This window comes from Sphingomonas sp., from assembly GCF_036402235.1.
Lineage (GTDB): Bacteria > Pseudomonadota > Alphaproteobacteria > Sphingomonadales > Sphingomonadaceae > Sphingomonas.
Genome location: NZ_DASWTG010000011.1, coordinates 15,845 through 40,620, shown reverse-complemented (window position 1 = coordinate 40,620; position 24,776 = coordinate 15,845). Strand labels below are relative to the sequence as shown.

The 24,776-nt window shown below is 67.1% G+C and carries 28 protein-coding genes and 2 tRNA genes; 17 read left to right on the top strand and 13 right to left on the bottom strand.

Annotation, left to right across the window (positions count from 1 at the left end; translation table 11 throughout):
• The first annotated feature begins 1 nt into the window (after position 1).
• Positions 2–1,417 (top strand): pyruvate dehydrogenase complex E1 component subunit beta, encoded by a 1,416-nt coding sequence (locus VGD28_RS02225; RefSeq protein WP_331026702.1) that lies wholly within the window; start codon positions 2–4, stop codon positions 1,415–1,417.
• A gap of 37 nt (positions 1,418–1,454) precedes the next feature.
• Here VGD28_RS02225 and VGD28_RS02220 read toward each other — a convergent pair whose 3' ends face one another.
• From VGD28_RS02220 to VGD28_RS02210, 3 genes are read right to left on the bottom strand one after another with little or no spacing between them, the layout of a single operon-like run.
• On the bottom strand, positions 1,455–2,126 hold the full coding sequence (locus tag VGD28_RS02220; protein WP_331026701.1) for a pilus assembly protein: 672 nt from the start codon (positions 2,124–2,126) through the stop codon (positions 1,455–1,457).
• The gene (locus VGD28_RS02215; protein WP_331026700.1) at positions 2,123–2,737 is read right to left on the bottom strand and encodes a TadE/TadG family type IV pilus assembly protein; all 615 of its coding nucleotides are present in this window, start codon (positions 2,735–2,737) and stop codon (positions 2,123–2,125) included. Before VGD28_RS02215 ends, VGD28_RS02220 begins: the two co-directional genes overlap by 4 nt.
• Positions 2,734–4,839 carry a pilus assembly protein TadG-related protein gene (locus tag VGD28_RS02210; RefSeq protein WP_331026699.1) on the bottom strand — a complete coding sequence of 702 codons (2,106 nt, stop codon included), beginning with the start codon at positions 4,837–4,839 and terminating at the stop codon, positions 2,734–2,736. Before VGD28_RS02210 ends, VGD28_RS02215 begins: the two co-directional genes overlap by 4 nt.
• A gap of 111 nt (positions 4,840–4,950) precedes the next feature.
• On the opposite strand from VGD28_RS02210, the gene VGD28_RS02205 reads away from it, so the two are divergent.
• Entirely contained in the window at positions 4,951–5,598 is a 648-nt protein-coding gene (locus tag VGD28_RS02205; RefSeq protein ID WP_331026698.1) for a hypothetical protein, read from the top strand.
• A 59-nt stretch (positions 5,599–5,657) separates the two neighbouring features.
• Positions 5,658–6,143 carry an EF-hand domain-containing protein gene (locus VGD28_RS02200; RefSeq protein WP_331026697.1) on the top strand — a complete coding sequence of 162 codons (486 nt, stop codon included), beginning with the start codon at positions 5,658–5,660 and terminating at the stop codon, positions 6,141–6,143.
• Here the strand turns inward: VGD28_RS02200 and trmFO are convergent, their stop codons facing one another.
• Entirely contained in the window at positions 6,144–7,484 is a 1,341-nt protein-coding gene (trmFO, locus tag VGD28_RS02195; RefSeq protein ID WP_331026696.1) for a methylenetetrahydrofolate--tRNA-(uracil(54)-C(5))-methyltransferase (FADH(2)-oxidizing) TrmFO, read from the bottom strand. It lies immediately after the preceding gene.
• Between the two features lie 126 nt (positions 7,485–7,610).
• Here trmFO and VGD28_RS02190 point away from each other — a divergent pair, with 126 nt between their 5' ends.
• The gene (locus VGD28_RS02190; protein WP_331026695.1) at positions 7,611–8,255 is read left to right on the top strand and encodes a lysoplasmalogenase family protein; all 645 of its coding nucleotides are present in this window, start codon (positions 7,611–7,613) and stop codon (positions 8,253–8,255) included.
• Here the strand turns inward: VGD28_RS02190 and VGD28_RS02185 are convergent.
• The 3 genes from VGD28_RS02185 to VGD28_RS02175 form a co-directional block, all read right to left on the bottom strand.
• A complete protein-coding gene (locus VGD28_RS02185) occupies positions 8,222–8,632 on the bottom strand; it encodes a hypothetical protein (protein ID WP_331026694.1) in 411 nt (136 codons plus the stop codon). The genes VGD28_RS02190 and VGD28_RS02185 overlap by 34 nt on opposite strands.
• Before the next feature lie 19 nt (positions 8,633–8,651).
• A complete protein-coding gene (locus tag VGD28_RS02180) occupies positions 8,652–9,470 on the bottom strand; it encodes a fatty acid desaturase (RefSeq protein ID WP_331026693.1) in 819 nt (272 codons plus the stop codon).
• A 269-nt stretch (positions 9,471–9,739) separates the two neighbouring features.
• Positions 9,740–10,285 carry a GbsR/MarR family transcriptional regulator gene (locus VGD28_RS02175; protein WP_331026692.1) on the bottom strand — a complete coding sequence of 182 codons (546 nt, stop codon included), beginning with the start codon at positions 10,283–10,285 and terminating at the stop codon, positions 9,740–9,742.
• A 40-nt stretch (positions 10,286–10,325) separates the two neighbouring features.
• Between VGD28_RS02175 and VGD28_RS02170 the strand changes: the two genes are divergently transcribed.
• The 4 genes from VGD28_RS02170 to VGD28_RS02155 are packed head-to-tail and all read left to right on the top strand — an operon-like array spanning position 10,326 to position 11,768.
• Positions 10,326–10,724: a VOC family protein gene (locus VGD28_RS02170; RefSeq protein ID WP_331026691.1), complete on the top strand. Its 399-nt coding sequence runs from the start codon at positions 10,326–10,328 to the stop codon at positions 10,722–10,724.
• Between the two features lie 23 nt (positions 10,725–10,747).
• The gene (locus tag VGD28_RS02165; protein ID WP_331026690.1) at positions 10,748–11,143 is read left to right on the top strand and encodes a VOC family protein; all 396 of its coding nucleotides are present in this window, start codon (positions 10,748–10,750) and stop codon (positions 11,141–11,143) included.
• A 38-nt stretch (positions 11,144–11,181) separates the two neighbouring features.
• A complete protein-coding gene (locus VGD28_RS02160) occupies positions 11,182–11,340 on the top strand; it encodes a hypothetical protein (RefSeq protein ID WP_331026689.1) in 159 nt (52 codons plus the stop codon).
• A complete protein-coding gene (locus VGD28_RS02155; protein ID WP_331026688.1) occupies positions 11,337–11,768 on the top strand; it encodes a DUF488 domain-containing protein in 432 nt (143 codons plus the stop codon). The genes VGD28_RS02160 and VGD28_RS02155 overlap by 4 nt, the downstream gene beginning before the upstream one ends.
• Positions 11,769–11,772: 4 nt before the next feature.
• On the opposite strand, the gene VGD28_RS02150 is transcribed toward VGD28_RS02155, so the two are convergent.
• Positions 11,773–12,225 carry an Lrp/AsnC family transcriptional regulator gene (locus tag VGD28_RS02150; protein WP_331026687.1) on the bottom strand — a complete coding sequence of 151 codons (453 nt, stop codon included), beginning with the start codon at positions 12,223–12,225 and terminating at the stop codon, positions 11,773–11,775.
• Positions 12,226–12,298: 73 nt separating this feature from the next.
• Between VGD28_RS02150 and VGD28_RS02145 the strand changes: the two genes are divergently transcribed.
• Together VGD28_RS02145 and VGD28_RS02140 are read left to right on the top strand one after the other, a co-directional pair.
• Complete coding sequence (locus VGD28_RS02145) at positions 12,299–12,901, top strand: LysE family translocator (RefSeq protein WP_331026686.1); 603 nt, start codon at positions 12,299–12,301, stop codon at positions 12,899–12,901.
• Positions 12,902–12,996: 95 nt separating this feature from the next.
• Positions 12,997–13,365, top strand: coding sequence for a GFA family protein (locus tag VGD28_RS02140; RefSeq protein WP_331026685.1), 369 nt, complete (start codon positions 12,997–12,999; stop codon positions 13,363–13,365).
• 6 nt (positions 13,366–13,371) lie between these two features.
• Here VGD28_RS02140 and VGD28_RS02135 read toward each other — a convergent pair whose 3' ends face one another.
• Both VGD28_RS02135 and gyrA read right to left on the bottom strand, forming a co-directional pair.
• Positions 13,372–13,719, bottom strand: coding sequence for a DUF952 domain-containing protein (locus VGD28_RS02135; RefSeq protein WP_331026684.1), 348 nt, complete (start codon positions 13,717–13,719; stop codon positions 13,372–13,374).
• 96 nt (positions 13,720–13,815) lie between these two features.
• Positions 13,816–16,581 (bottom strand): DNA gyrase subunit A, encoded by a 2,766-nt coding sequence (gene gyrA, locus VGD28_RS02130; RefSeq protein WP_331026683.1) that lies wholly within the window; start codon positions 16,579–16,581, stop codon positions 13,816–13,818.
• Between the two features lie 254 nt (positions 16,582–16,835).
• On the opposite strand from gyrA, the gene VGD28_RS02125 reads away from it, so the two are divergent.
• Positions 16,836–18,101, top strand: a complete 1,266-nt coding sequence (locus VGD28_RS02125; RefSeq protein WP_331026682.1) for a hypothetical protein — start codon at positions 16,836–16,838, stop codon at positions 18,099–18,101.
• A 72-nt stretch (positions 18,102–18,173) separates the two neighbouring features.
• Here the strand turns inward: VGD28_RS02125 and VGD28_RS02120 are convergent, their stop codons facing one another.
• Positions 18,174–18,638: an Lrp/AsnC family transcriptional regulator gene (locus VGD28_RS02120; protein ID WP_331026681.1), complete on the bottom strand. Its 465-nt coding sequence runs from the start codon at positions 18,636–18,638 to the stop codon at positions 18,174–18,176.
• Between the two features lie 179 nt (positions 18,639–18,817).
• Here VGD28_RS02120 and VGD28_RS02115 point away from each other — a divergent pair, with 179 nt between their 5' ends.
• The 6 genes from VGD28_RS02115 (at position 18,818) to VGD28_RS02090 (ending at position 23,871) form a co-directional block, all read left to right on the top strand.
• Positions 18,818–20,602: a sensor histidine kinase gene (locus tag VGD28_RS02115; RefSeq protein ID WP_331026680.1), complete on the top strand. Its 1,785-nt coding sequence runs from the start codon at positions 18,818–18,820 to the stop codon at positions 20,600–20,602.
• Between the two features lie 32 nt (positions 20,603–20,634).
• On the top strand, positions 20,635–21,666 hold the full coding sequence (locus tag VGD28_RS02110; protein ID WP_331026679.1) for a WalW protein: 1,032 nt from the start codon (positions 20,635–20,637) through the stop codon (positions 21,664–21,666).
• Between the two features lie 17 nt (positions 21,667–21,683).
• Positions 21,684–21,760 (top strand) — tRNA-Ile (locus VGD28_RS02105).
• An 86-nt stretch (positions 21,761–21,846) separates the two neighbouring features.
• Positions 21,847–21,923, top strand: a tRNA-Pro gene (locus tag VGD28_RS02100).
• 102 nt (positions 21,924–22,025) lie between these two features.
• Positions 22,026–23,141 carry a sensor histidine kinase gene (locus VGD28_RS02095; protein WP_331026678.1) on the top strand — a complete coding sequence of 372 codons (1,116 nt, stop codon included), beginning with the start codon at positions 22,026–22,028 and terminating at the stop codon, positions 23,139–23,141.
• The gene (locus tag VGD28_RS02090; RefSeq protein WP_331026677.1) at positions 23,131–23,871 is read left to right on the top strand and encodes a LytTR family DNA-binding domain-containing protein; all 741 of its coding nucleotides are present in this window, start codon (positions 23,131–23,133) and stop codon (positions 23,869–23,871) included. The genes VGD28_RS02095 and VGD28_RS02090 overlap by 11 nt, the downstream gene beginning before the upstream one ends.
• A 45-nt stretch (positions 23,872–23,916) precedes the next feature.
• On the opposite strand, the gene VGD28_RS02085 is transcribed toward VGD28_RS02090, so the two are convergent.
• Positions 23,917–24,252 (bottom strand): UrcA family protein, encoded by a 336-nt coding sequence (locus VGD28_RS02085; protein ID WP_331026676.1) that lies wholly within the window; start codon positions 24,250–24,252, stop codon positions 23,917–23,919.
• A gap of 253 nt (positions 24,253–24,505) precedes the next feature.
• On the bottom strand, positions 24,506–24,730 hold the full coding sequence (locus VGD28_RS02080) for a hypothetical protein (protein WP_331026675.1): 225 nt from the start codon (positions 24,728–24,730) through the stop codon (positions 24,506–24,508).
• Positions 24,731–24,776 lie beyond the last annotated feature (46 nt).

The window sequence follows — 24,776 nt, the reverse complement described above, 5'->3', positions numbered from 1 at the left end:
GATGGCGATTGAGCTCAAGATGCCGGCGCTCTCGCCCACGATGGAAGAGGGCACCCTCGCCAAGTGGCTGGTGAAGGAAGGCGATACCGTGAAGTCCGGCGACATCCTCGCCGAGATCGAGACCGATAAGGCGACGATGGAATTTGAAGCCGTCGATGAGGGCACGATCGCGTCGATCCTGGTCGCCGAGGGCACGGACGGGGTGAAGGTCGGCACGGTGATCGCGACGATCGCGGGTGAGGGCGAGGACGCCTCGACCCCGGCGCCGGCTCCCGCAACTGCTGCGAAGGCTGAGGCGCCTGCGCAGGAACAGAAGGCAGCGGAGTCAGAAGCCGGCGAGGATGGCGGCCCCAAAAAGGCCGATAGCGGCACCAAGCAGCTGGCCAGCGACAAGGCGGCGAGCGTGGCCGATCCGGAAGTGCCCGCGGGGACCGAGATGGTGAAGACCACCGTCCGCGAAGCGCTGCGCGACGCGATGGCGGAGGAAATGCGCGCCGACGCCCGCGTGTTCGTGATGGGCGAGGAAGTCGCCGAGTATCAGGGCGCCTACAAGGTGACCCAGGGCCTGCTCGACGAGTTCGGCGCCAAGCGCGTGATCGATACGCCGATCACCGAATATGGCTTTGCCGGCGTCGGCACCGGCGCCGCGATGGGCGGCCTGCGGCCCGTCATCGAGTTCATGACGTTCAATTTCGCCATGCAGGCGATCGATCACATCATCAACTCGGCGGCGAAGACCAACTATATGTCCGGCGGCCAGATGCGCTGCCCGATCGTGTTCCGCGGCCCGAACGGCGCGGCGAGCCGCGTCGGCGCGCAGCACAGCCAGAACTATGGCCCGTGGTACGCCAGCGTGCCGGGCCTGATCGTAATCGCGCCCTATGACGCGGCCGACGCCAAGGGCCTGCTCAAGGCGGCGATCCGCAGCGAGGATCCGGTCGTGTTCCTCGAGAACGAGCTGATGTACGGCCGCAGCTTCGACGTGCCCAAGCTCGACGACTGGGTGCTGCCGATCGGCAAGGCGCGCATCGTCCGCGAGGGCAAGGACGTGACGATCGTCTCCTACTCGATCGGCGTCGGCGTCGCGCTTGAGGCTGCCGAGACGCTGGCGGGCGAGGGGATCGATGCCGAGGTGATCGACCTGCGCACGCTGCGCCCGCTCGACAAGGCGACGGTGCTGGCGAGCCTCAAGAAGACCAACCGCATGGTCGTGGTCGAGGAAGGCTGGCCGGTCTGCTCGATCGCGTCGGAAATCGTGACGATCGCGATGGAAGAGGGCTTCGACGATCTCGACGCGCCGGTCGTGCGCGTCGCGAACGAGGACGTGCCGCTGCCCTATGCGGCGAATCTCGAGAAGCTGGCGCTGATCACTGCGGACAAGGTCGTCGCGGCGGTGAAGAAGGTGACGTACCGCTAAATCCGGTTCCCGGCCCCTCTCCCCCAGGGGAGGGGCCTTAGGGGGCCGGGCAGCTCGAGACGGGAACCCCCGCCTCCTGAAAGACGCCGTCGGTGCCGCCGGTAGTGTTGCGGGCGTCGCGCACCATCATCGATGCGACTTCGTTGATCTCGCTCGTCGGCGACAGCGCAGTCCGGATCAGCGGCTGATAGGCGTAGCGAACCTCCACGAACATCGCGACGCCGTTGGGCGGCGCGATCACCTGGCGGCCCGGTGGGCCGACGCCCTCGACGCTGGTCGTGTCCCGGGGGTTGCCATAGCTTGAGCCCCAGGCCGTCTTGTTGCCCTTGCAGCGCTGCCAACGGATCCGGTAGCGGTTGGCCGTTGTCGCATGCGGCTCGACGCTCGAAATGATCACATGCCCGTTCCTGAACAGATCGAGCTCGCCCGCCTGAAAATTCGCGCCGGTGAGCAGGTCGTTGATGTCACTTTCGTAGATCTTCTTGGATTCGAGCTGGCTGCCCGATCCGATCCGCGCCGAGTTGTCGGCCAGCTGAAGCGCGATTTGGCTGATGCGCATCTTGGTGATGATGTAGTTGGTCAGCTCGGCGCCCGTCAGGCTCATCGTCAGCAGAATCGGCAGCCCGAAGGCGAATTCAAGCATCGCCACCCCGCCGATATCGCGACCGAGCCCGCGCCCGGTGGCGCTGATCAGAGAGAGAGGCTTCACGGGCAATTCCTGACCGTGGGCACGCCCTGGTCGCCATAGGGCTGGTTGCGCAGGACAGTGGATGCCTTCACCGTGGTGGTGCGCGATCCGCCGATCATGTTGTAGATGGGGAAGAAGCGGGGATAGCTGACCGATGCCGTATAGAGCACCGCATCCTTCGCGCCGCCCTGGCTGAGATTGCCTCCCGTCGCGTCCCAACGGCCGTTGCCGTTCGTGTCCTCATAGGGCTCGCCGGGCGTGGCGCCCTGCGGGCCGTCGCAGGTGCCGTTGTTGTTGGTGTCGGTCCACGGCTCGAACTTGGACGCCGCGGCATGCTCGTACGAGCGATACCATTGCCGCGTGAACGTCACCGTGGCGTTGTTGGCGAGGGTGCGCACCTGGTCCCTGACCTTGTCGTCGAGCTCGTTCTGCTTGGTGGCGTTCAAGCCCGATTCGAGCGTGAGGTCGCGCGCGGCCTTCTGGACGACGCCCTGCAATGCCGCGCGCATATAGAGGGTATGCGCCACGTCGAAGGCGCCGAGCAGCAGCAACCCCAGCACCGGCGCCACGATCGCGAATTCGACGATCGTGGTGCCTCGCTCGTCGCGGGGAAGGCGAAGCTGCCGGCTCATTTGGTGAGCCTCAGCTGCGAGATCTGGTCGGCGATCGACTTGAAAGTGGCCTGAAGGGCCGCGGAGTCCGCCGCCGAGAAGTAGCGGCCGTCCGAGGCGCATTGCTCGAGCCGGTCCTGCGTCTCCTCGCTCTGCCCTTCGCCGAAGTTGATCACCCACAGCGTGATGTTCCTGTTCCGCACCCATTGGCAGATCGCGAGGAAGCGCAGGTTCACCTGCTCCTGGAGTTGGGCCTTGCTGGGGTTCTCCGGCGTCTGGCGGTAATCGAAGAAGGGCACGCCATAGGCGGAATAGTCGTAGTTGTTCGCATTGGTGTCGCCGTCGGTCATGAAGATCATGTGCCGCTCAATCTCGCCGCCGTTCGGCGTCGCCTGATTCTCGCTGCGGAAGATCCCGGTCGGCGACATCAGGCGCGCGCCCCAGATCAGGCCGATATCGTGATAGGTGTTGCCATCGGGGTTGAGCGAGTTGACGTAGCTTTGGAACGTCGCCGGATCGGACCAGGCCTGGAGCTTGCGCGCCTCGGTGGGGCAGAAGAAGGTCGAACGGTTGCCATAGTCGTCGGTCGTGGTGATCGCCGCGGTGTTCCAGTTGCTGCTGCTCCCGCTGCCCCAGCTGGTGCTATCCCAGTTGGCGCCGCTGGTAGTCCGGCGCGTGAAGATGAGCTGGGGCAACGCCGGCTTCCAGCGCGAGTCGTCGCTATTGGGCACCATGTCGATGTCGAGATCGAGCGCATCCGACGGGATCGGATCGTAATCGGTGGTCGCCGCCGTCTGGCGCTCCTCGATGCATCCCGACCAGCGGATCGTCGCCTGCGGGATATCCTTTCCGTTGGAGCCGGTCACCGGATCCGCCACGGAAGTCGTGTTGAGATCGGTCGTCGAGCTCGGCATGGTGAAGCTGGCGTTCCAGCTGCTCCCGCCGGCCTTGAGGCCGCTGACGTCGATCTCGAGCTGGCCATAATCCCAGTTCGCAAACTTCTCCTCATAATAGGTCGTGGTGGTCGTCTTCCTGCGGCGGCAGCTCTTCTTGTTGTCGGTCCAGCTGGTCGATCGGTCGGGGGCGTCGCCCCATCTCTCCTCCGAGTTCGATCCCCGCGACCAGCCCCATTCGGCGTGCTCGCCGCCATTGGTCGCGCTGCCGTCGTTGGGAAAGCTCGTCTCGATCGTCGGCGCGGGGGCAGGGCCGCCCGAACTGGCCGGAGTCGGCGTAAAGCTGCCAAAGGCCTGGTTGTTCATGAAGCTGAGGCATTCGCTTTGGGTAAGCGAGCCGCCGCCATAATTTTCCCAGCGCACCTCGGTCTTCTGGGGCGGAACGGCGAAGTTGGGCTTGCGTGACTGATACCACCAGCTGTCGACCAGATAGTCGTTGGGCAGCAACCGGCCGACGTTCACATTGGTCGAATAGGGCACGAAGCCGAAGCGGATTTGCACCTGGCTGCCGGTGCCGCCGCTCGGCTCGTCACCATCGCAATCGGTATCGGCCACATCGAGCCGGGCGACGATCTGATAGAAGCATTTGACCGCGATGCGCAGTGCAGCGATGCGCGAGTTCGCGTTGCCGTTGCAGCTCGGGTCGCCATTCGGGCAATAGTCCATCGACCCGGTCGTATCGAGCACGAACATCACGTCCGTGTTGGGCAGCCGCATCTCAGCATCGCAGGTCACGGTGAGCGTTTCGGTGGGCTTGCCGAAGACGCGCATCAGCGTCATCGGGACCACCGCGCGCGCATTGCCGGTCACCTTGCCGGCGCTTTCGGTGAAGCTGCGGCGGGTGGCAGCCGCCTCGCGCGTCGTACCGTACGCATCCGGGTTGAAGTTCGCGTCGAAGAAGCGCTCGGCCTCTGTCCGCGCGGCATAGCTGTTCGCCGACCAGCCGCCGCCGCCCATCATCTTGCGCCCGGCGAGCGCGCCCGCGTCACAGGCATGTTGCAGGCGCGTCTTGACGATGTACATGCGGCTGATGTCCACGCCGCCGCCCACCATGCCCGCCAGCGGGATGATCGACGCCGCGATGATCGCGATCGTGTTGCCGCGCGTGTCCCGGGCGAGCGATGCCAGCCATGTGCGTGCGCTCTTTGCGGCTCCAGCCTGCATGCTCATCGGTCCACCGTCCCCCGTTCGATCGCGCGCTATGGAGCAGGCGCGGCTAACGGCGGCTGAAAACGGATGGTTAACGGAACGTCTACGCTCGCTCCGGAATGGAGCGGGCCGGTGATTACGGAACCGGAACGGCGGATGATCCTGTCCTATGCCCCGACGGCGGCGGCCGGCCGCGGGCTGGCGGCGCTGCTGGTGCTCGACGACAAGCTGGCGGAGACGGTGCGCACCACGACCGAGCCGATGCTGGGCCAGATCCGCCTGCAATGGTGGCACGACGCACTGGCGAAGCTCGACAGCGCGCCGCCGCCGGCCGAGCCGGTGCTGGAAGCGGTGGCGCGCGACGTGCTGCGGGATGGGGTGGCCGGGGAACGCGTCGCGGAGATCGCGCAGGCCTGGCAGGCGGTGTTGCAGCCCGAGCTGGATGCGGATGGGATGAAGGGATTTGCGTTGCGCGGCGCGTGCCTGTTCGAGCTGGCGGGCGCGCTGGCGGGCGCATCGCCCGGCGATCCGCTGGCACTGGCCGGAGAGGGGTGGGCGCTGGCCGACCTTGCCGCGGGTCTCACCGATCCGGGCGAAGCGGCGGCGGCGCGGATGAACGCCGGGCAGGCACTGGCGAGCGCCACCGCGGCGCGGTGGAGCCGCAACGCGCGGGCGCTTGGCGCGATGGCGCATCTCGCCCAGCTCGACCTTGCCGGGGTGCCGCTCGGGTCGCCGCGGCGGACGCTGCGGGCCCTATGGCATCGGCTGACGGGAAAGTGACGTCTTGCTGCCGCGTGTGGAGGCGGTAGGCTGACCCCCTGACTGGGGGGAGAGTCGGCATGTGGCGCTATTTCGTGGGTGGCATCGCGGCGTTGCTGATGGCGGGGGCGGGGGTCTTCCTGTTCCAGAGCAGCGCGACGCCCGAGCCGGTGCCGCCGGTGCCGAAGCCGGTGCAGAGCGAGGCGACCGGGCAGAGCGACGCAGAGGCTGTGGCGGCAGTGCCGCGCGCGGACCGCAGCCGCGAGGAGAAGCGCTTCGACCGCAGCGACAAGGACAGGAACGGCGTCGTCACGCTCGCCGAGCTTCAGCAGCCGCGGCGCAAGGCGTTCGTCAAGCTCGACACGAACGGCGACGGCAAGCTCTCGTTCGAGGAATGGACGGTGCGGACCTCGACCAAGTTCGCCGAGGCGGACAAGGACAAGTCGGGCGGGCTGAGCCGCGCCGAATTCGCCACCACTGCTCCCAAGCGCCGCAGTCCGGCGCGGCCGCAATGCGATTGCCGCGCCGAGGTGGCAAAGGCGCTGGCCGAGGCTGCCGAGGAGTAGTCAGGCCGCCTTGAGCCACGCCGCAAACGCTTCGCGGGCGCGGGCGGTGTACATGAGCTTGCGGTCGGCCTTCTTCGTCCGCCCCTCGATCGGCGGCATCAGGCCGAAATTGACGTTCATCGGCTGATAGGTCTCGATCTCCGCGCCGCCGGTGATGTGGCCGAGCAGTGCGCCGAGCGCGGTCTCGACCGGCGGCGGCGCGAGCGGGCGCCCGAGGATCTCGGCGGCGGCGAAGCGGCCGGCGAGCAGGCCGATGGCCGAGCTTTCGACATAGCCCTCGCAGCCCGTAACCTGCCCGGCGAAGCGGATGTGCGGGCGGGACTTGAGGCGCAGCGTCGGATCGAGCAGCTCGGGGGAGCGAATGAAGGTGTTGCGGTGGAGACCGCCAAGCCGCGCGAATTCGGCGTTCTCAAGCCCCGGGATCGTCCGGAACAGCTCGACCTGAGCGCCATGCTTCAGCTTGGTCTGGAAGCCGACCATGTTCCACAGCGTGCCGGTGGCGTTGTCCTGGCGCAGCTGGACGCAGGCATAGGGCCAGCGCCCGGTGCTGGGCTGATCGAGCCCCACGCCCTTCATCGGGCCGTAGCGCAACGTGTCGACGCCGCGCTCGGCCATCACCTCGATCGGCATGCAGCCCTCGAAATAGGGCACGTTCTCCCAATCCTTGAACTCGGCCTTCTCGCCGTCGAGCAGTCCCTGATGGAAGGCGAGATACTGGTCCTTGGTCATCGGGCAGTTGATGTAATCCTTGCCCGTGCCGCCGGGGCCGACCTTGTTCCAGCGCGACTGCATCCACGCCACGTCCATGTCGATGCTGTCGCGGTGCACGATCGGAGCGATCGCATCGAAGAAGGCGAGGCTGTCCTTGCCCGTCGCGCGGCCGATGCTGTCGGCCAGGCCGGGCGCGGTGAGCGGGCCGGTGGCGACGATCGTCAGACCCTCGGCCGGGAGTTGATCGACGCGCTCGCGCACGATGCTGATGTTGGGGTGCGCTTCGAGCGCCGCGGTGACACCGTTCGAGAAATGGTCGCGATCGACCGCGAGTGCCGAGCCCGCCGGTACCTTGTGCGCGTCGCCCTGCGCCATGATGATCGAGCCGAGATCGCGCATCTCCTGGTGCAGCAAGCCCACGGCGTTGCGCTCGGCATCGTCGGAGCGGAAGCTGTTCGAGCAGACCAGCTCGGCAAGCCCGTCGGTCTGATGCGCGGGCGTCATGTCGCCGCCCCCGCGCATCTCGGAAAGCTTCACGCGAACGCCGGCATTGGCGAGCTGCCAGGCGGCTTCAGAGCCGGCGAGGCCGCCGCCGATGATATGGACTTGATGGGGGAGCGAAGTTGACACGTCTCTCTCGAAAAGTTGACACATATGCAGGGATTTTTCGCGCCTGCTTGACACGCGACCGGCGGTGCCGGACGCCGCTGTCAAAGCCCTTACGCCAAGGGTGGGGCTGTAGGAAAAGGGAAAGTGATGCGGGGGGTGTTCTGGATCGCGGTGCTGGCGGGGGCGAGCTATTCGCTGACCGCGTGGGGGCTGATCGATGGCGGTGTATGGCAGGCGGCGTGGAAGACCAGCGGCGTGGCGCTCCTCGCGCTCTGGGCGGCGACGCAGGCGCGGAGCACCGACGGCTGGCTGATCACGGGCGCACTGGCGCTTGGGGCGCTGGGCGATCTGCTGCTGGAGACGCATGGGTTCACGATCGGCGGCGCGGCGTTCGCGGCGGGGCATGCGGTGGCGATCATGCTGTATCTGCGCAACCGGCGGGCGGACCCGACGGCGAGCCAGAAGCTGCTGGGCTATCTGCTTACGCCGGCGACGATCCTGATCAGCGCCTTGCTAGCGGCGCCCGCGGGGCAGGCGCTGCCGGTGGGCGCCTATGCGGTGTTTCTCGGCGTCATGGCGGCGACGGCCTGGACGAGCCGCTTTCCGCGCTATCGCGTGGGGATCGGCGCGATGCTGTTCGTGGCCAGCGACCTGCTGATCTTTTCGCGCTTCGGGGTGCTCAAGGACTCGTTTGTCCCGAGCCTATTGATCTGGCCGAGCTATTTCGCGGCGCAGGCGCTGATTGCATGGGGCGTGGTTCAGACGCTGTCGTCCGACCAGCGGGTGCCGTAGCGGACGATCAGCGCGCAGATGGCGCCATTGAGGGGAAAGGGTAGCACCAGCCAGCTTGTACGAGCACTATCGAACGCGAAACCCATCAGCGCGCCCAGCCCGGCACCGGCTGCAGCCCATAGGACGGGATGACGCGCGCCGACCGAGAGAACTCCAAGATACCCCATCGCCAACCCGCCGAGCAGAACGGGCAGAAGCGAGATCACCATACCCACGACCGTTGCAATCAGGAGGACAGGCAGAAGCGCCAACAACTCGGTGAGGTCAGTGCCGTTCGGATCGTAGAGCAGCTGGCCGACGAGTAGCAGCAGCATGAAGGAAGGGCCGGCAGCAACCAGTGCGAGCGCAGTGCCATGGCCATAGTGAAAGCGTGTCATATGGTTATCCTTCGGACGTTCAAACACGAGGCACAGGCACCACCATCCGCATCCGCGCGGCGAGCTTCGGCGCTGCTGCGTCGATGCGGGCGGCGAGCGCCGGCAAGCGGCTGACGGGCACCGCGGGGAAGAGGTGGTGCTCGAGGTGGAAGAACATGTTGTAGCTGACGCGGTTGAACAGCCACCCGCGCTGGGTGCGGGCGACGAGGCCGTCCTCGCAGCCATGATGGGTTATCCACACCGCGAAGAAGGCGGTGAAGCACTGCGCGGCCACCATCGCGGCGAGGTGGTAGAGCAACGGCGCCCAATGGGTCGCGAGCGCGGCCCCCATCACGAGCGCGTTGAGCCCGAGGTCGATCGCCATCCGCCGCCGCAGCTGCGGTCCGCCATTGCGCCAGCCATAGAGATGCGTCTCGGCCGGAAAGCGCGGACCGTAGAGCAGCACCTGCCACAGCCTCATCTCGCCGCACTTACCCTCGATATCGTCGGGCGTGCCGATCTTCGCGTGGTGGTGGAGATGGTTGAACGCGACCGAGCTGTTGGAGCCGAGCATCAACGCGCTCAGACCATGGAGCACGCGGCGATGGCCACGCGGGCTGAAGCCCAGATTATGGTGGATCGCCTCGTGGTTGAGCCGCAGCGCCGTCAGGAAGAACATGAAGCTGGCGGGGATGGCGAGCAGCCACAGGCCGAATTGCGCGAAGGTAAGCGACAGGGCGAGCCAGGGCAGGGGATGGAGGCATTCGATCAGGCCGTCTCGGATGCGCATCGTCACAAGGTCGCGCCATGCGAGGTGGCGAAGAGCGGGATCGGCGGCGGCGGGATGATGTCGAGCCATCTTGTTTCTCCCTTGCTGGTATTTCTGAAATTTCAGAAATTTATTGGCCTGGACATGAGGATTTGGGGCAATTCCCTATTCTGACGTGGCGGTGCGTGGAGTCCCGATCCTCCCCCGCCAGGGGGAGGTGACAGCCGAAGGCTGGCGGAGGGGGAGGTAGCGGATGGTCTCGAGCCTCAAACCGGCCCGCTTCCGCCCCCTCCGTCGCGCTGCGCGCGCCACCTCCCCCTGGCGGGGGAGGATAAGAAGGGGTTGCGGGCTCATCTCTGCTATTCCTTCCGCGCGCCCGGGATGAAGCGGGCGACCTTGCCGCCGAGCTTCATCAGCGTGACGAGCGTGGGCTTGGGCAGCACGCGGACCTGGTCGTACCAGCCGCCGAGCGTGCCGATGAATTCGTGCATCCGGCCGACGCGCTCGCGCACCTGGGCCGGGGCGGTGTCGTCGGCGGCGAGGCGCGCGGCAAGCTCGCCGAGCAGTTGGATCGTCGGATCGACCTCGCGCCGCTTGCGCTCGGCGACAATGCGCATGAGCATCTCCCACAGATCGGTCTCGGCGACGAAATGGTCGCGGCGGTCGCCTTCGACATGCACGCGGCGGACGATGCCGTAGCCCTGAAGCTCCTTGAGCGCGGTCGAGACGTTGGAGCGGGCGAGGCCCAGCGCTTCGACGATCTCCTCGGCATGAAGCGGCCGGTCGGCGAGGTAGAGCAGCGCATGGACCTGCGCGACGGAGCGATTGACGCCCCATTGCGTTCCCATCTCGCCCCAGTGGAGGATGAACGCCTTGGCGTCGGGATGTTCGGCGAACCGGGTCATGATGTAATTTCTGTAATTTCAGAAATTGAAGGAGTCAAGGATGATCGACCATCTCGGCATTCCCGTCAGCGATATCGCGGCGTCGCGGCGCTTCTACGCGGCCGCGCTGGCGCCGCTCGGCTACCGGGTGATGGGCGAGGAGGCCAACGGGCTCGGCAACAACATCGTTCTGTTCGGCGTGGACGAAGTGGACTTCGTCATCGCCGATGGCGAGCCGGTGAGCGCCGGGGTGCACCATGCCTTTCGTGCCCGGAGCCGGGCGGCGGTGGACGGCTTCCACGCCGCCGCCCTGGCGGCGGGGGGCAGGGACAATGGCGCGCCGGGGATACGCGAAGCCTATCATCCGGACTATTATGCCGCGTTCGTGATCGATCCCGACGGAATGAACGTGGAGGCGGTGTGTCATGCTGCTGACAATTCTGGGGAGGCGAGCGGGTAAGCTGGCGTTTTTGGGAGGATGCGATGATCGATCATATGGGTGTTTCGGCGAGCGATTTCGCAGCTTCGCGCCGCTTCTACGATGCGGCGCTGGGTGCGATCGGCGCGACGGTGGTGATGGAGGTGACGCCCGCGATGACCGGCGGCGCCTATCATGGCCTTGGCTATGGCAAGCACGGCAAGCCCGATTTCTGGCTGAGCAACGGCGGGCCGAAGGGGAGCGGGATCCATATCGCCTTCGTCGCGGAGAATCGGGCGGAGGTGGATGCCTTCTACACCGCTGCGATGGCTGCCGGCGGGCGGGACAATGGCGCGCCGGGCCTGCGTGCGCACTACCACCCCGACTATTATGGCGCCTTCGTCTATGATCCGGACGGGATCAACGTCGAGGCGGTGTGCCACAAGCCCGTTGCGGATTGACCCGCACGGCATCAGATTGTCCGGGAAGGAGTCAGGATATGCGCGATCGGCTGGGACGGGCACGCCATGTCTTCGAACGGGAATGGCTTCGCGCGCAGAAGAAGGGGCGCCGCGAGCCGGACTTTCCGCAGCCGGTTCCCGCGGACCCGCATGGCCCGAATTCGCTTTCGGGCGGTGCGGCGGCGCCGGTGGAATGAAGGTCTTCACCATCGGCTATGAGGGCGCGACGATGGAGACGTTCCTCGCCGCGCTGGAGGGGGCGGGCGTGCGCCAGGTGATCGACGTGCGCCAGCTGCCGCTGTCGCGCCGGCCGGGCTTCTCCAAGGCGCCGCTCGCGGCCGCGCTCAAGGCGCGCGGGATCGGCTATGTCCATTTGAAGGCGCTGGGCACCCCCAAGCCCGGGCGCGACGCGGCGAAGAAAGGCGACCGGGCGACGCTGGAGGCGGTCTATGCGGGGCAGCTCGAACTGCCTGAGGCTCAGGCAGCTGCCGCGCGGATGCGCGACCTGATCGCCGAGACGCCGAGCGCGCTGCTGTGCTTCGAGCGCGATCCGGGGATGTGCCACCGCACGCTGCTGCTGGCCGCGGAGGGCGCGGGCGCCGAGGTGGTGGACCTGATGGCGTGACCGCCTAGGCGCGCTCGTCTTTGGGCGAATCCATCACGATGTAGGAGGTGATCGTCGAGACCTGGGGCAACGCGCCGAGCACATCGGTGTGGAAGCGCTTATAGGCCTCGAGGTCCTTCGCCTCGACGCGCAGGAGATATTCGATCGAGCCGGTCACGTTGTGGCATTCGCGCACCTCGGGCGCGGTGCGGATCGCGCGCTCGAAATCCTCCTGCTCGGATTTGGTATGGCGCGACAGCCCGACCGCGACATAGGCCGTGAAGGTGATGCCCAGCGCGGCGCGATCGAGGATGGCGCGATAGCCCCGGATCACGCCGATCCGCTCGAGATCCTGCACCCGGCGCAGGCAGGCCGAGGGCGAGAGGCCGACGCGCTCGGCGAGCGCGAGATTGGTGATCCGCGCGTTGGCGGACAGCTCGTGCAATATATTTCGGTCGATACGGTCAATATCGCTCATAGATTGTGAATGATGCCAAATCGAGAACGATATTCGCAAGTACATTCGCGGCGGGATCGCATATTCTTGCGCAATGCTATGGACCCAGACCCTGCCGGCGCTGACCGCCTTCGCGTTCGTCTCCTCGATCACGCCGGGGCCGAACAACCTCATGCTGATGACATCGGGCACCAATTTCGGGTTCCGGCGCACGGTGCCGCATCTGTTGGGCGTCGCGCTGGGGTTCGTGTTGATGATCGTGCTGGTCGGGCTGGGGCTGGCGGAGCTGTTCGCGCGCTATCCGCTCGCGCATGCGGTGCTGAAATGGGTGAGCGTTATCTATCTGCTCTACCTGGCGTGGAAGATCGCGACCGCGCGGCCTGTGGGCGATAGGCAGACGGCCGAGGGACGGCCGCTGACCTTTCTCCAGGCGGCGCTGTTCCAATGGGTCAATCCCAAGGCGTGGACGATGGCGCTGACCGGGGTGACGGTCTACATGCCTCCGGTGGACCCGTGGATCGGCCTGGCGCTGGTGGCGGGATTGTTCGGCGCGGTGAACCTGCCCAGCGTGGCGCTATGGGCGGCGATGGGCGTGAAGCTGCGCGGCTGGCTGGGCGATGCGCGGCGGCTGCGGATGTTCAACATGGCTGCGGCGCTGCTCCTGGTCGGATCGCTCTATCCGAGCGTGACGGGATAGGCGCAGTTATTCTATAGCGCAGCCATGAAGCTGAAGCCGTGGATACCATGACACGGGAGGCGGCCTGCCATTGCGGGAAGCTGGCGCTCCGCTGTGTGGGCGAGCCCGCCAAGGTGTCGCTGTGTCATTGCTTCGATTGCCAGCGGCGGACGGGATCGCTGTTCAGCATTGCGGCATTCTTCCCGCGTGCCAGCGTGGAGTTGATCAGCGGTCAGGCGAACAGCTTCCGCCGCGCGTCGGCCAGCGGCTTCGATGTCAGCTTCCATTTCTGTCCGGATTGTGGATCGAACCTCTGGTGGGAGCCCGAGCGCCTTCCGGATGTCATCGGCATCGCGGTGGGATGCTTTGCCGATCGCGATTTTCCCATGCCGCAACAGGCGGTGTGGGCCGAGGAGGCGCATCCGTGGCTGGCATTCCCGGACGCGTTGCCCATGCATGCCCGCAATCCGATCCGGCGTGCGTGATGCCAGTCAGCCGGTTACCGGCAGCTGCACCGCGCCGTCGGCGTCGCGCTCGAGCGGGGAATAGGCGATCACCGTTTCGAGCGTGAGCGGGCCGTAGAGGTGCGGGAATTCCGCGCCGCCGCGCGAGACTTCCCACTTCACCGCATCGCCGAGCGCCTCCAGGTCCACTGCCGCGACCCACAGGTCCTCCTGTTCGGCGAAGTGCTTGTCCACCGTCTCGGTGAGCTGGTCGCGCGTCGACATGTGGATATAGCCGTCGGCGAGATCGACCGGCGCGCCGGCGAAGCTGCCGTCATGCTCCAGCGCATGCATCTGCGCGGCGGTCAGCACCTTGTAGGCGGTGGTCGGGTGCATGGCTCTATCTCCGTTCGCCCTGAGCTTGTCGAAGGGCAGTTCTGTGTCTCGGCGCAGAAGGGCTGTGCTTCGACAGGCTCAGCACGAACGGATCAACTACTCGCCGCCCTCCGGCCCCTCGGCCAGATCCTCGCCCGGCGTCGCGTCCGGCGTCGGCTCTCCAACGTCGGGACCGTCGCCAAGGTTCACTTCGGCCTCGTCCTCGGTCTCCTCGATGCGGGCGGCGGAGACGACATGCTCGTCATCGGCGACGTTGAACAGCCGCACGCCCGCCGAGCCGCGGCCGATCACGCGCAGGTCGCCGAGCGACATGCGGATCATCTTGGCCTGATCGGTGACCAGCATCAGCTGGTGCCCCTTGGTCGCCGGGAAGCTCGCGACGACGAGGCCGTTGCGGGCGATGTTGTCGATATTGGTGATGCCCTGGCCGCCGCGGCCGGTGCGGCGATACTCGTAGGCCGAGCTGAGCTTGCCATAGCCGTTGCGGCAGACGGTGAGGATGAACTGCTCGCAGTCCTTGAGCTCGGCGAAACGCGCATCGTCCATGCGGCGCGGCTGGCGCGTGCCCTCGGTGTCCTCGCCCTTCCACGGGGCGTGGCGGAGATAATCCTCGCGCTCGTCCTGGTCCCTGATGCCGGCGCGGTGGAGGATCGAGAGCGAGATCACCTCGTCGCCCTCGGCGAGGCGCATGCCGCGCACGCCGGTGGAGTTGCGGCTCTGGAATTCGCGGACATCGTCGCCGGGGAAGCGGATCGCCTTGCCCTGGCGCGTGGCGAGCAGGACGTCGTCGGCCTCGTCGAGCAGGGCGACGCCGATCAGCCGGTCGTCCTCGTCCTCGCCCTCGAACTTCATCGCGATCTTGCCGTTCGAGGGGACGTTGGTGAACGCGTCCATCGAGTTGCGGCGGACCGAGCCCTTGGCGGTCGCGAACATGACGTGGAGCTTGCCCCACTCGCTCTCGTCCTCGGGCAGCGGAAGCACGGTCGAGATCGTCTCGCCCGCCGCAAGCGGGAGCAGGTTGATCATCGGCCGGCCGCGGGTGGCGGGGCCGCCCTCGGGCAGCTTCCACACCTTCATGCGATAGACCTTGCCCAAGGTCGAGAAGAACAGGACGGGCGTGTGCGTGGAGGTCACGAACAGCTCGGTGATCGCGTCCTCGTCCTTGGTCGCCATGCCGGCGCGGCCCTTGCCGCCGCGGTTCTGCGCGCGGAAGGTGTCGAGGCTGGTGCGCTTGATATAGCCCTGGACCGTGACGGTCACGACCATGTCCTCGCGCTCGATCAGATCCTCGTCCTCGATGCCGTCGGCGGCCGGGGCGATCTCGGTGCGGCGGGGCGTCGCATATTGATCGCGGACCGCGACCAGTTCCTCGCGCAGCACCTCGTAGAGCTTGGCGCGGTTGGCGAGGATCTCGAGCAGCTCGGCGATCGAATCGGCGAGCTCGCGCAGCTCGTCGCCGATCTCGTCGCGGCCGAGCGCGGTGAGGCGGTGCAGGCGCAGGTCGAGGATCGCGCGGACCTGGACGTCCGACAGGCGATAGACGTCGCCCGAAACCTCGGCCTCGACCGCTTCCACGAGGCGGATATACGGCGCGATCTCGGCGATCGGCCATTCGCGCATCAGCAACGCCTCGCGCGCCGCGACCGGGCTGGACGAGCTGCGGATGATGCGGACCACCTCGTCGAGGTTGGTGACGGCGATCACCAGGCCGAGCAAGATGTGCGCACGGTCGCGTGCCTTGGCCAGCTCGAACTTCGAGCGGCGGGTGATGACCTGCTCGCGGAACTTGACGAACGCCTCGACGATGTCGCGCAGGTTGAGCAGTTCCGGCCGGCCGCCGCGGATCGCGAGCATGTTGGCCGGGAAGCTCTGCTGCGCCGGGGTGTTGCGCCAGATCTGGTTGAGCACGACTTCGGGCGTCGCGTCGCGCTTCAAATCGATGACGATGCGGACGCCCTCGCGGCTCGATTCGTCGCGGATGTCGCTGACGCCCTCGACGCGCTTTTCCTTCGCGGCCTCGGCGATCTTCTCGACCAGCGCGTTCTTCCCCTGCTGGTAAGGGATTTCGGTGAGCACGATCGAACGGCGCTCGCCGCGCTGCTCGAAGGTGTGGCGGCAGCGCACGAGGATCGAGCCGCGGCCGGTCTGATAGGTGCTGCGGCACCCCGAACGGCCCAGGACCAGCGCGCCGGTCGGGAAGTCGGGGCCGGGGACGATCTCCATCAGCTCGTCGACGGTGATCGCGCCATTGTCCATGTACGCAAGGCAGGCGTCGATCACTTCGCCCAGATTATGCGGCGGGATATTGGTTGCCATGCCGACTGCGATGCCCCCGGCGCCGTTGACCAGCAGGTTGGGGAAGCGCGCGGGCAGGACCGTCGGCTCGCTTTCGGAGCCGTCGTAATTGTCCTGGAAATCGACCGTGTCCTTGTCGATATCCTCGATCAGCGAGGTCGCGACCTTGGCAAGCCGCGCCTCGGTGTAGCGCATCGCCGCCGGCATATCGGGGTCCATCGATCCGAAATTGCCCTGGCCGTCGATCAGCGGCACGCGCATCGACCAGTCCTGCGCCATGCGCGCCATCGCCATGTAGATCGAGCTGTCGCCGTGCGGATGATATTTACCCATCACGTCACCGACGAGGCGGGCCGACTTGCGGTACGGCCGGTTGGCGAGATAGCCGCCTTCCTGCGCGGCATGGAGGATGCGGCGATGGACCGGCTTCAAACCGTCGCGGACGTCGGGCAGGGCGCGCGCCACGATCACGCTCATCGCGTAATCGAGGTAGCTCGTCTTCATCTCGTCGACGATCGAGATGGGCGTGATATCGGAAGGGTCCGCGAGGACGGTCTCGTCGGTCAAGTTCTGGTGCTTTCGGAGCTTGTTTCAGGATTGTGACCGCTCTAGCGGGGCGGGGGCCACCTGCCAAGCCCGCGCGCGTGCGCGCACGCGCGTAGGGCGCCCGGCGGAAGGGCGTGGAGCCGAATCGTTCAAAATGCGTTCAGCGTGCCGGTGCGAGGGCCGGAATGAACCGCGCCGCCTTGACCCCCGCAGAGGGGAGACTAGAGCGAAATCGCCCCTTTGTTGTTACGCCAACCGCGTAAGGAGAGTCCTGGATGAAGTCTGTTTCCAAGGCGGCACTGGCCGCGGCGTTCATGTTGGGCGCCCCCGCGCTGCTCGCCGCATCGCCCGCGCTGGCCCAGAAAAAGAAGGAAGAAGCCGGCCAGCAGATCAAGCTCAGCGAGCCGTTCCGCAAGGCGGCCGCGGAAGTCGAGACGCTGGTGAAGGCCAAGGACTGGGCCGGCGCCCAGCCCAAGCTCGCCGGCCTTGATTCGCTCGCGCAGAGCGATGGCGAGAAATATTACGCGGCGGTGTTCCGGCTGCAGGTCACGTCGGGCCTGAACGACATGCCCGGCACGATGAGCGCGATCGATGCGCTGCTGGTGAACCCCAACACCCCGCCCGCGGATATCGGCCGCTACAGCTACTTCCGCGGCAACTATGCCTATCAGCAGAAGAAATATGCCGAAGCGATCACCCATCTGACCAAGGCGCGTCAGCTGGGCTATGCGCCGGCGGACTCCAACCTGAACCTGCGCATCGCCCAGGCGCAGCTCGACGGCGGCCAGATCCCGGCGGGCGTCGCGTCGATCGACGCGGCGATCAAGGCCGAGGAAGCGGCGGGCCGCAAGGCGCCCGAATCCTGGTACAAGGTCGTCGTCTCGAAGCTCTACACCTCGGGCGACAAGGCCGGGGCGGCGACCTGGCTCAACCGCCAGCTTGCCGTCTATCCGACTGCTGATGCGTGGCGTTCGTCGCTGCTGATCTATCTGGGTCAGCTCGAGGACAAGGGCGTCACCCTCGACGCCGATCAGCGGCTCGACGTGCTTCGCCTGATGCGTGCGTCGAAGGCGATGGGCGGCGAGAGCGACTATCTGAGCTATGCCGATGTCGCGCAGCGCCGCGGCCTGCCCGGTGAGGTCAAGGCGGTGATCGACGAGGGCCGCGCGAGCGGCAAGGTGACCAAGACCAATGCTGCGATCAACCAGCTCTACACGACGGCGAGCGCGCAGGAAAAAGCCGAAGTGCCGCTGGCCAACGAGGAGAAGCGCGCGGCCGGTGCGGCCAAGGGCGATGTGGCGATGCAGACGGGCGACGCCTATCTCGGCACTCGCAACTATGCCAAGGCGGTGGAGCTGTATCGCCTTGCGCTGCAGAAGGGCGGCGTCGACACCAATGTCGTGAATACGCGCCTTGGCATTGCGCTGGCGCTGTCGGGCCAGAAGGCGGAAGCCAAGACCGCGTTCGGCGCCGTCACGGGCACGCCGCGCGGCGAGATCGCCAAGTTCTGGACGACCTGGCTCGATCTGCCGCTGGCCTGAAGGCTGCGGCATCGCAGAAGAAGGGGCGGCCGCCGGGCCGCCCCCTTTTCGTCTTCGCCTCAGCCTGGAGCGTCAGGGCTCGACCGGAACGCCCGGGAGCGACTTGGACGAGCGGATGGTGAGCGAGGTGCGGACATGCGCCACGTTGGGGGCGGTGGTCAGCTTGGTCGTGAGGAACTGCTGGAAGCTGCTCAGATCCCGGGCGACGATCTTCAGGATGAAGTCGATATCGCCGTTGAGCATGTAGCATTCGCGAATCTCGGGGATGCCGGCGACATGCGCCTCGAACGCCTCCAGATCGGTTTCGGCCTGGCTCTTCAGGCTGACCATCGCGAAGACGGTGATGGTGTAGCCCAGCCAGACGGGATCGAGATCGGCATGATAGCCGCGAATCGCGCCCTTTTCCTCCAGCGTGCGGACGCGGCGGAGGCACGGCGGCGCGGTGAGGCCGACGCGGTCGGCCAGGTCGACATTGGTCATCCGGCCGTCGGCCTGCAGATGTGCCATGATCTGCCGGTCGATCTCGTCAAAAGCCATGAACGCTCCCCTGTGGCGCGACAGCAACAGTCGCCATGTGTCCCGTACACATAAGATAATTACGCGCAAGCGCAATTGTCCCACTATGCGACGGCGCGAAATCGGCAGTTCCCGGGGCGGGTTTGCCGCGTTAAGGTTTGATTACGGCAGGCTTTTCGGCGGGTGGGAACGACAGACCGGTGCGCTTCGACGATACCCTTGAAACGGTGCTGGCGGCGGACGTCTCGACGGCGTTCGGCAAGGCTTCTGCCTGGCGCCAGCTTGTCGACCTGATCGGCCGCCGCCGGATCCCCGACGATGCGCGCGCGCTTGCTCTGCTCGAATCGATTCGCGGCGACGTGCCGGTCGCGGTCCGCATCACCAGCGCGCGCGCTCTCGAGATGGCGGAGCCGCCGGCGGCGCTGGTCAAGCTGTGCGTGGTCGATGCGATCGCGGTAGCCGCGCCCATCCTGCGCACGGCGCGGCTCAGCGCGGGTGAGTGGATCGAGCTGTTGCCGCAGCTTTCAGCCCCCGCGCGCGGCGTGCTGCGCGGACGGCGCGACTTGCCGGTGGGCGTGAAAAGCGCGCTCGAAGCATTTCGCGCGGCGGATTTCGTCCTCGGGACCGAGGTTGCGGCGAGCGAGACCGCTCCGGCCGAGGCCCCCGCTGCCGAACCGCCCACCGATGCGCCTGCGACGATACCGGCAACCCCCTTCGTGCCGGTGGGGGTCGCGGCGCTCGGCATCCCGGTGGTCGCTGCGGCCCTCCAGCAGGTCGCGGATGCCGGCGCCCCGCAGAAGGCGGCGGCGCTTCATGGCGACCTGGTCAAGACGCAGCGCCCGGACGGGGAAAGCCAAGGTACGGCAGACGTCCCCGGCGCCCCGTTCGAGATCGCCGACGTGGTCGCCCGCATCGACGCCTTCTACACCCGTCAGCAGGGCATGCCCGCCGAGCCGCGCGCTCGCGTCCGCGCAGACGGTTTCCGCTTCGAGACCGACGCCCAGGGGGTGATCCGCTGGGTCGAGGGCGTATCGCGCGCGCCGCTGATCGGCCTCTCGCTCGACATGACCGCGACGCCTGACGGATCGCGCGTCGATGGCGTCGCCGCCGGCGCGCTGCGGCAGCGCGCGCGATTCGCCGGGGCGCGGCTGTTCGTGGCGGGCGACAGCGATGCCGGCGGCGACTGGCGGATCTCCGCGAATGCTGCATTCGATCCGGCCACCGGGCGTTTCGTGGGCTATCGCGGGACGGGGCGGCGCCCGCGCAGCGAAGAGAGCGCGGTGCCGGCCGGCGGCGCGCAGCGCAAGGGCGGGGCGGGCGCCGATTCGCTGCGCCAGCTGATGCACGAGCTGCGCACGCCCACCAACGCGATCGCCGGCTTCTCGGAACTGATCGAGCGCGAGATCCTGGGCGAGGCCGCGCCCGTGTATCGCGAGCGCGCGGCGCTGATCCGCGATCGTGCCCGCGCGTTGCTGGCGGCAATCGACGATCTCGACATCGCGGCGCGGATCGATGCCGCGGCCCTGCGGCTCTATCCGGGCGAGGTGGCGCTGCAGCCGCTGTTCGACCGGGTTTCGGACGAGCTGGCGCCGCTCGCGCGGATGCGCGGCGCCGATGTCGACCTGCCCGATGACGAGCTGACGGTGGCGGGCGATGCCCACGCGATCGAGCGGCTGCTCTCGCGCACGCTGGCGACGGTCCTGTCCGCCGCAGGCGAGGGCGAGCGGATCGGCGTGCGGCTGTCCGCCGACAGCGAGACCGTCGCGATCGGCTTCGATCGGCCGCGCGCACTCGCAGCCTATACGGGGGACGCGATCTTCGCGATCGACGACGAGCGCGAGGAAGCGGCGCTGCTCGGCACCGGCTTTGCGCTGCGGCTGATCCGCAACCTGGCGCGCGAGCTTTCGGGATCGCTGGTGATCGAGGCGGACAGCCTGACGATTCGCCTGCCCGCGGTAACCAAGTCTTTGGAGCAGGTGCGCTAGACGCCATCCGGATGGGGATGGAACAACAGCTTATGCCGCCGAAGGGATATCGGGTGCCTGCACCGGCGCGGGACGCCGCCGTGGCGTGGCCCGACGATTTCGGCACGCGCTTCACCGTGTTCGTCGATACCGAGGAGGAGTTCGATTGGTCGCAGCCGCTGCGGCGGGAGAATCGCTCAACGGATGCGATGCGCGCATTGCCCGGGATGCACCGGCTGTTCGCCGCGCATGGCGTGCCCGCGACCTATATGATCGATCATCCGGTGGTGACCTGCCCGATGTCGGTCGACATCCTGCGCGAACTGCTCCGCGACGGACGCTCGGCGATCGGCACGCAGCTCCACCCCTGGGTCAATCCGCCGTTCGACGAGCTGGTGGTGCCGCGCAACAGCTTCGTCGGCAATCTGCCGCGCGAGCTGGAGGCGGCGAAGCTGGCCGTGCTGACAGGCGAGATCGCATCGGCGTTCGGGCGGCGGCCGGTGATGTTCCGTGCAGGGCGCTACGGGATCGGGCCCCACTCGCTCTCGCTGCTGGCAGCGGAGGGGTATCGCGTCGATACCTCGATGCGCTCGGGCTATGATTACGGCGCGGAGGGCGGACCCGATTTCACCGCAATCGGCAATCACGCCTTCTGGGCGGACGAGGGCGGGCTGGCCGAGCTGCCGCTCACCACCATCTATACCGGCGCGGCGCGCGCAGGGGGGGCGGGGCTGTACGGGGCGCTGGGCCATGTGCCGCGAGGGCGCGGGCTGGCGGCGCGGCTGGGGCTGCTCTCCCGCGTCGCCCTGACGCCCGAGGAGATGCCGCTGGAGCTGGCGCTGGAGGCGATCCGCGTCGCGGCCGGGGAGGGGGTGCGGATGCTGCTCTTCTCCTACCATTCGCCCTCGGCGGCACCGGGCTACACTCCCTATGTCCGCGACGCCGCGGAGCTGCGCGCCTTCCATGCATGGTGGGAGGCGGCGTTCGGGTTGCTCGCACGGCTGGGCATCGCGCCGGCTTCGCATGACGAGATCCTGACGGCGCTGGATCGTGCGACGCTTGCCGGGCGCCGCGTTCGCCCTTAAGCGCGGAACCGCTGGCGGGGCCTGTAGCTCAATTGGTTAGAGCTGGCCGCTCATAACGGCTAGGTTGCGGGTTCAAGTCCTGCCGGGCCCACCAGCGGCGCCCCGAGCGCCGACTGACGACGCGGCTTTGCTGCGGCGGGCCTTGTGCGGCGGCGCATTACCGCCTAACCGCACCCGCGTCGGGGAGTGGCGCAGTCTGGTAGCGCGCCTGCTTTGGGAGCAGGATGTCGCAGGTTCGAATCCTGTCTCCCCGACCATTTCGCGACCCGGGACCGCGATTTCGACAAGCGTGCGATGCCGTTCGATCAATGGCATCATGGTGAGTGGTTTCTTCAGCAACCATCGCGTTAGGGTCGCAAATGGCCGCCGATCACCATCCGGACCCCACCCCCTTCACCGTGCCGCACCGGGTCGCGGTGCTGTCGATCATCGCATTCTGGGTCTTCTACTATGTCAGCATCACGCTGCGGTCGTGGATCATGGACTATCCCGGCTACTGGCTGATGCTCGACAATCGGGCGTGGGTGTCGCTGTTCGGGATCGGCTTCACCTATCTGCTCTATCGGGTGCTGCGGCTGTTCTGCCATCACACGTTGCGCGTTCGCGTGGCCGCAGCATTTCTGTTTTCCGCGATCGCCGCCACGGCCTATTCGACCGTCAACTATCTGTCCTTCTACGTCTATGATCCAAAACCCCCCGAGCTGCAGCATCGAGCGGATGAGCAGCCCAAGAACAAGGTGGAGAAACCGGCCGATCTGATCGCGGAGAATGCGCTTGGCTGGTATTTCTTCTTCGTTTCCTGGTCCGTCTTCTACCTGGCGCTGTCCTATGCGGGCGCTGTGCGCGCGTCGGAGCGCGAGACGGCGCGGCTGCGCGCCGCGGCCCAGACCGCGGAGCTGAGGGCGCTGCGCTATCAGGTCAATCCGCATTTCCTGTTCAACACGCTCAACTCGATCTCGTCGCTCGTCATGTCGGGCAAGCGCGAGGATGCCGAGGCGATGATCCTCAACCTTTCCAACTTCTTCCGCACCAGCCTGGCCAGCGAGCCTACCGACGACGTGCCGCTGGCCGACGAGATCTCGGTGCAGAAGCTCTATCTCGAGATCGAGGCGGTCCGCTTCCCCGAGCGATTGCGCACAACGTTCGAGATCGAACCGGCCGCCGCCGGAGCGTGTGTCCCGGGCCTGATCCTGCAGCCGCTGATCGAGAATGCGGTCAAATATGGAGTCGCGCCGGCACGCCGTCCGGTGCATGTGTGCGTGCGCGCACGCGTGTTCGGCGGGATGCTGGAGGTTACGGTGAGCGACGATGGTGATGGCGCGAAATCGCCGAACGGAACCGGGGTTGGCCTGCGCAACGTGCGCGACAGGCTGGCCGCCCGCTTCGGCGACGCGGCATGGCTGACCGCCGGCAAGCGGGCCGAGGGCGGCTTCACGGCGACGCTGACCATGCCGTTGGTTCACAATGGCTGCTGAACGGCTACGCACCCTGATCGTCGATGACGAGCCGCTCGCGGTCGAGCGGATGCAGATCCTGTGCGCGGGCATTCCCGAGATCGACCTGATCGGCACGGCGAGCGACGGGGACGCTGCGTTGCGGCTGATCGACGCGCTCACGCCCGACCTCGTCCTGCTCGACATCGCGATGCCGCACCGCGACGGGATCGGCGTTGCGGCGGCGCTGGCGGAAATCGCGCACCGGCCGGCGGTGATCTTCTGCACCGCGTTCGAGCAGCATGCCGTCGCCGCGTTCGACGTGGCGGCGGTCGATTATGTGCTGAAACCGGTGAGCGCCGAGCGGCTCGCGCGGGCGATCGGCCGTGCGATCGAGGCGGCGGGGCGCGGGCGCAGCGAGCCGCAGGCGGCGAGCTCGCGCTGGATCGAGGAATTCTGGGTGCCGCACCGATCGGAGATGGTGCGGGTCAGCGCGGGCGATATCGAGCGCGTGGACGCCGAGCGCGACTATATGCGGTTGAGCGTCGGGGGGCGCAGCTACCTGATCCACCAGACGATCACCGAGCTCGAGCGGCGGCTCGATCCCGAGCGCTTCATCAGGCTCCATCGGTCGACGATCGTGCGCAAGGACCGGATCGCCAAGCTGCGGCACGATGGCCTGGGGGTGTGGCATGCCGAGCTGACCGATGGCGATCTCGTCCGGATCGGGCGGACCTATCAGGCTGCGGCCAAGGCGATCATGGCAAAATAGCCCCGCCCGCCAGTCCCTCCGGCGGGCGGGGCAGTGGAATGAATGTCAGGGTGCTACAGTGACACTCATGTCCCGCGCCGCAAGCTGCCGGTTGGCGGCGTTGCGGTAGGCGAGTTCGACGGCCGGACGGGCCGATTCGCGGGCGGCGGCGGCGCAGCGCTTTGCGGCTGCCTGCGCCACGATATCGCGTCCCAGCTCGACGCCGCAGACGCGATCGGCGGCACGCGAGACGCGGCGCTCGAACGTTGCCTTGCCGAGCGCGCTGGCGAGGTTGAGATCGGCGTAGGAGACATTTGCCGACTTCGCGCCACCGGCGAAGGCCGGGACTGCGGCGATGAGCGCGGCGGCGATCGCGGCCGCGCGGGCGAGGTTGAACAACATGGGTCACTCCGGGGTTGCGGGGCGCGCCCTGTCCGGACGCTCATCCCGGCTACGCTCCCGGCGCCCGGTGCACTATCGATGCTCGATAAGAGGGGGAGCCGCGTCCACCGGAACCGTTTGAAACGACGAACGGCCGATCGTCGGCGACGAACGCAGCTGGGTCCGCCGTATCGGGCAACGAAAAAGGGCGCCCCGTGAGGGGCGCCCTTTCGATTCGACCGGGCTCTTGCAAGCCCAGGAAGAACAGGTCCGATTACTGGGTAACGTTGTCGGCCGCGTTCTCGAGCGTGTCGGCAGCGTTCTCGAGGATCGCGCCGGCTTCGTTGGTCGCGCCAGCGGCTTCGTTCTCGAGCAGGTCAGCGCCGTTCTCGAGCGCCTCGACGGTATTCTCGACAGTGTTGTTCGCAGCCGGCGTGGTGTTGCAGGCGGCGAGCGACATCAGGCCGGTCGCGGCAGCGACGATGAGGACCTTCTTCATTCGTTTTGCTCCCAAGCAAAATTATTCGGTTCGCGTCGGCCCGATT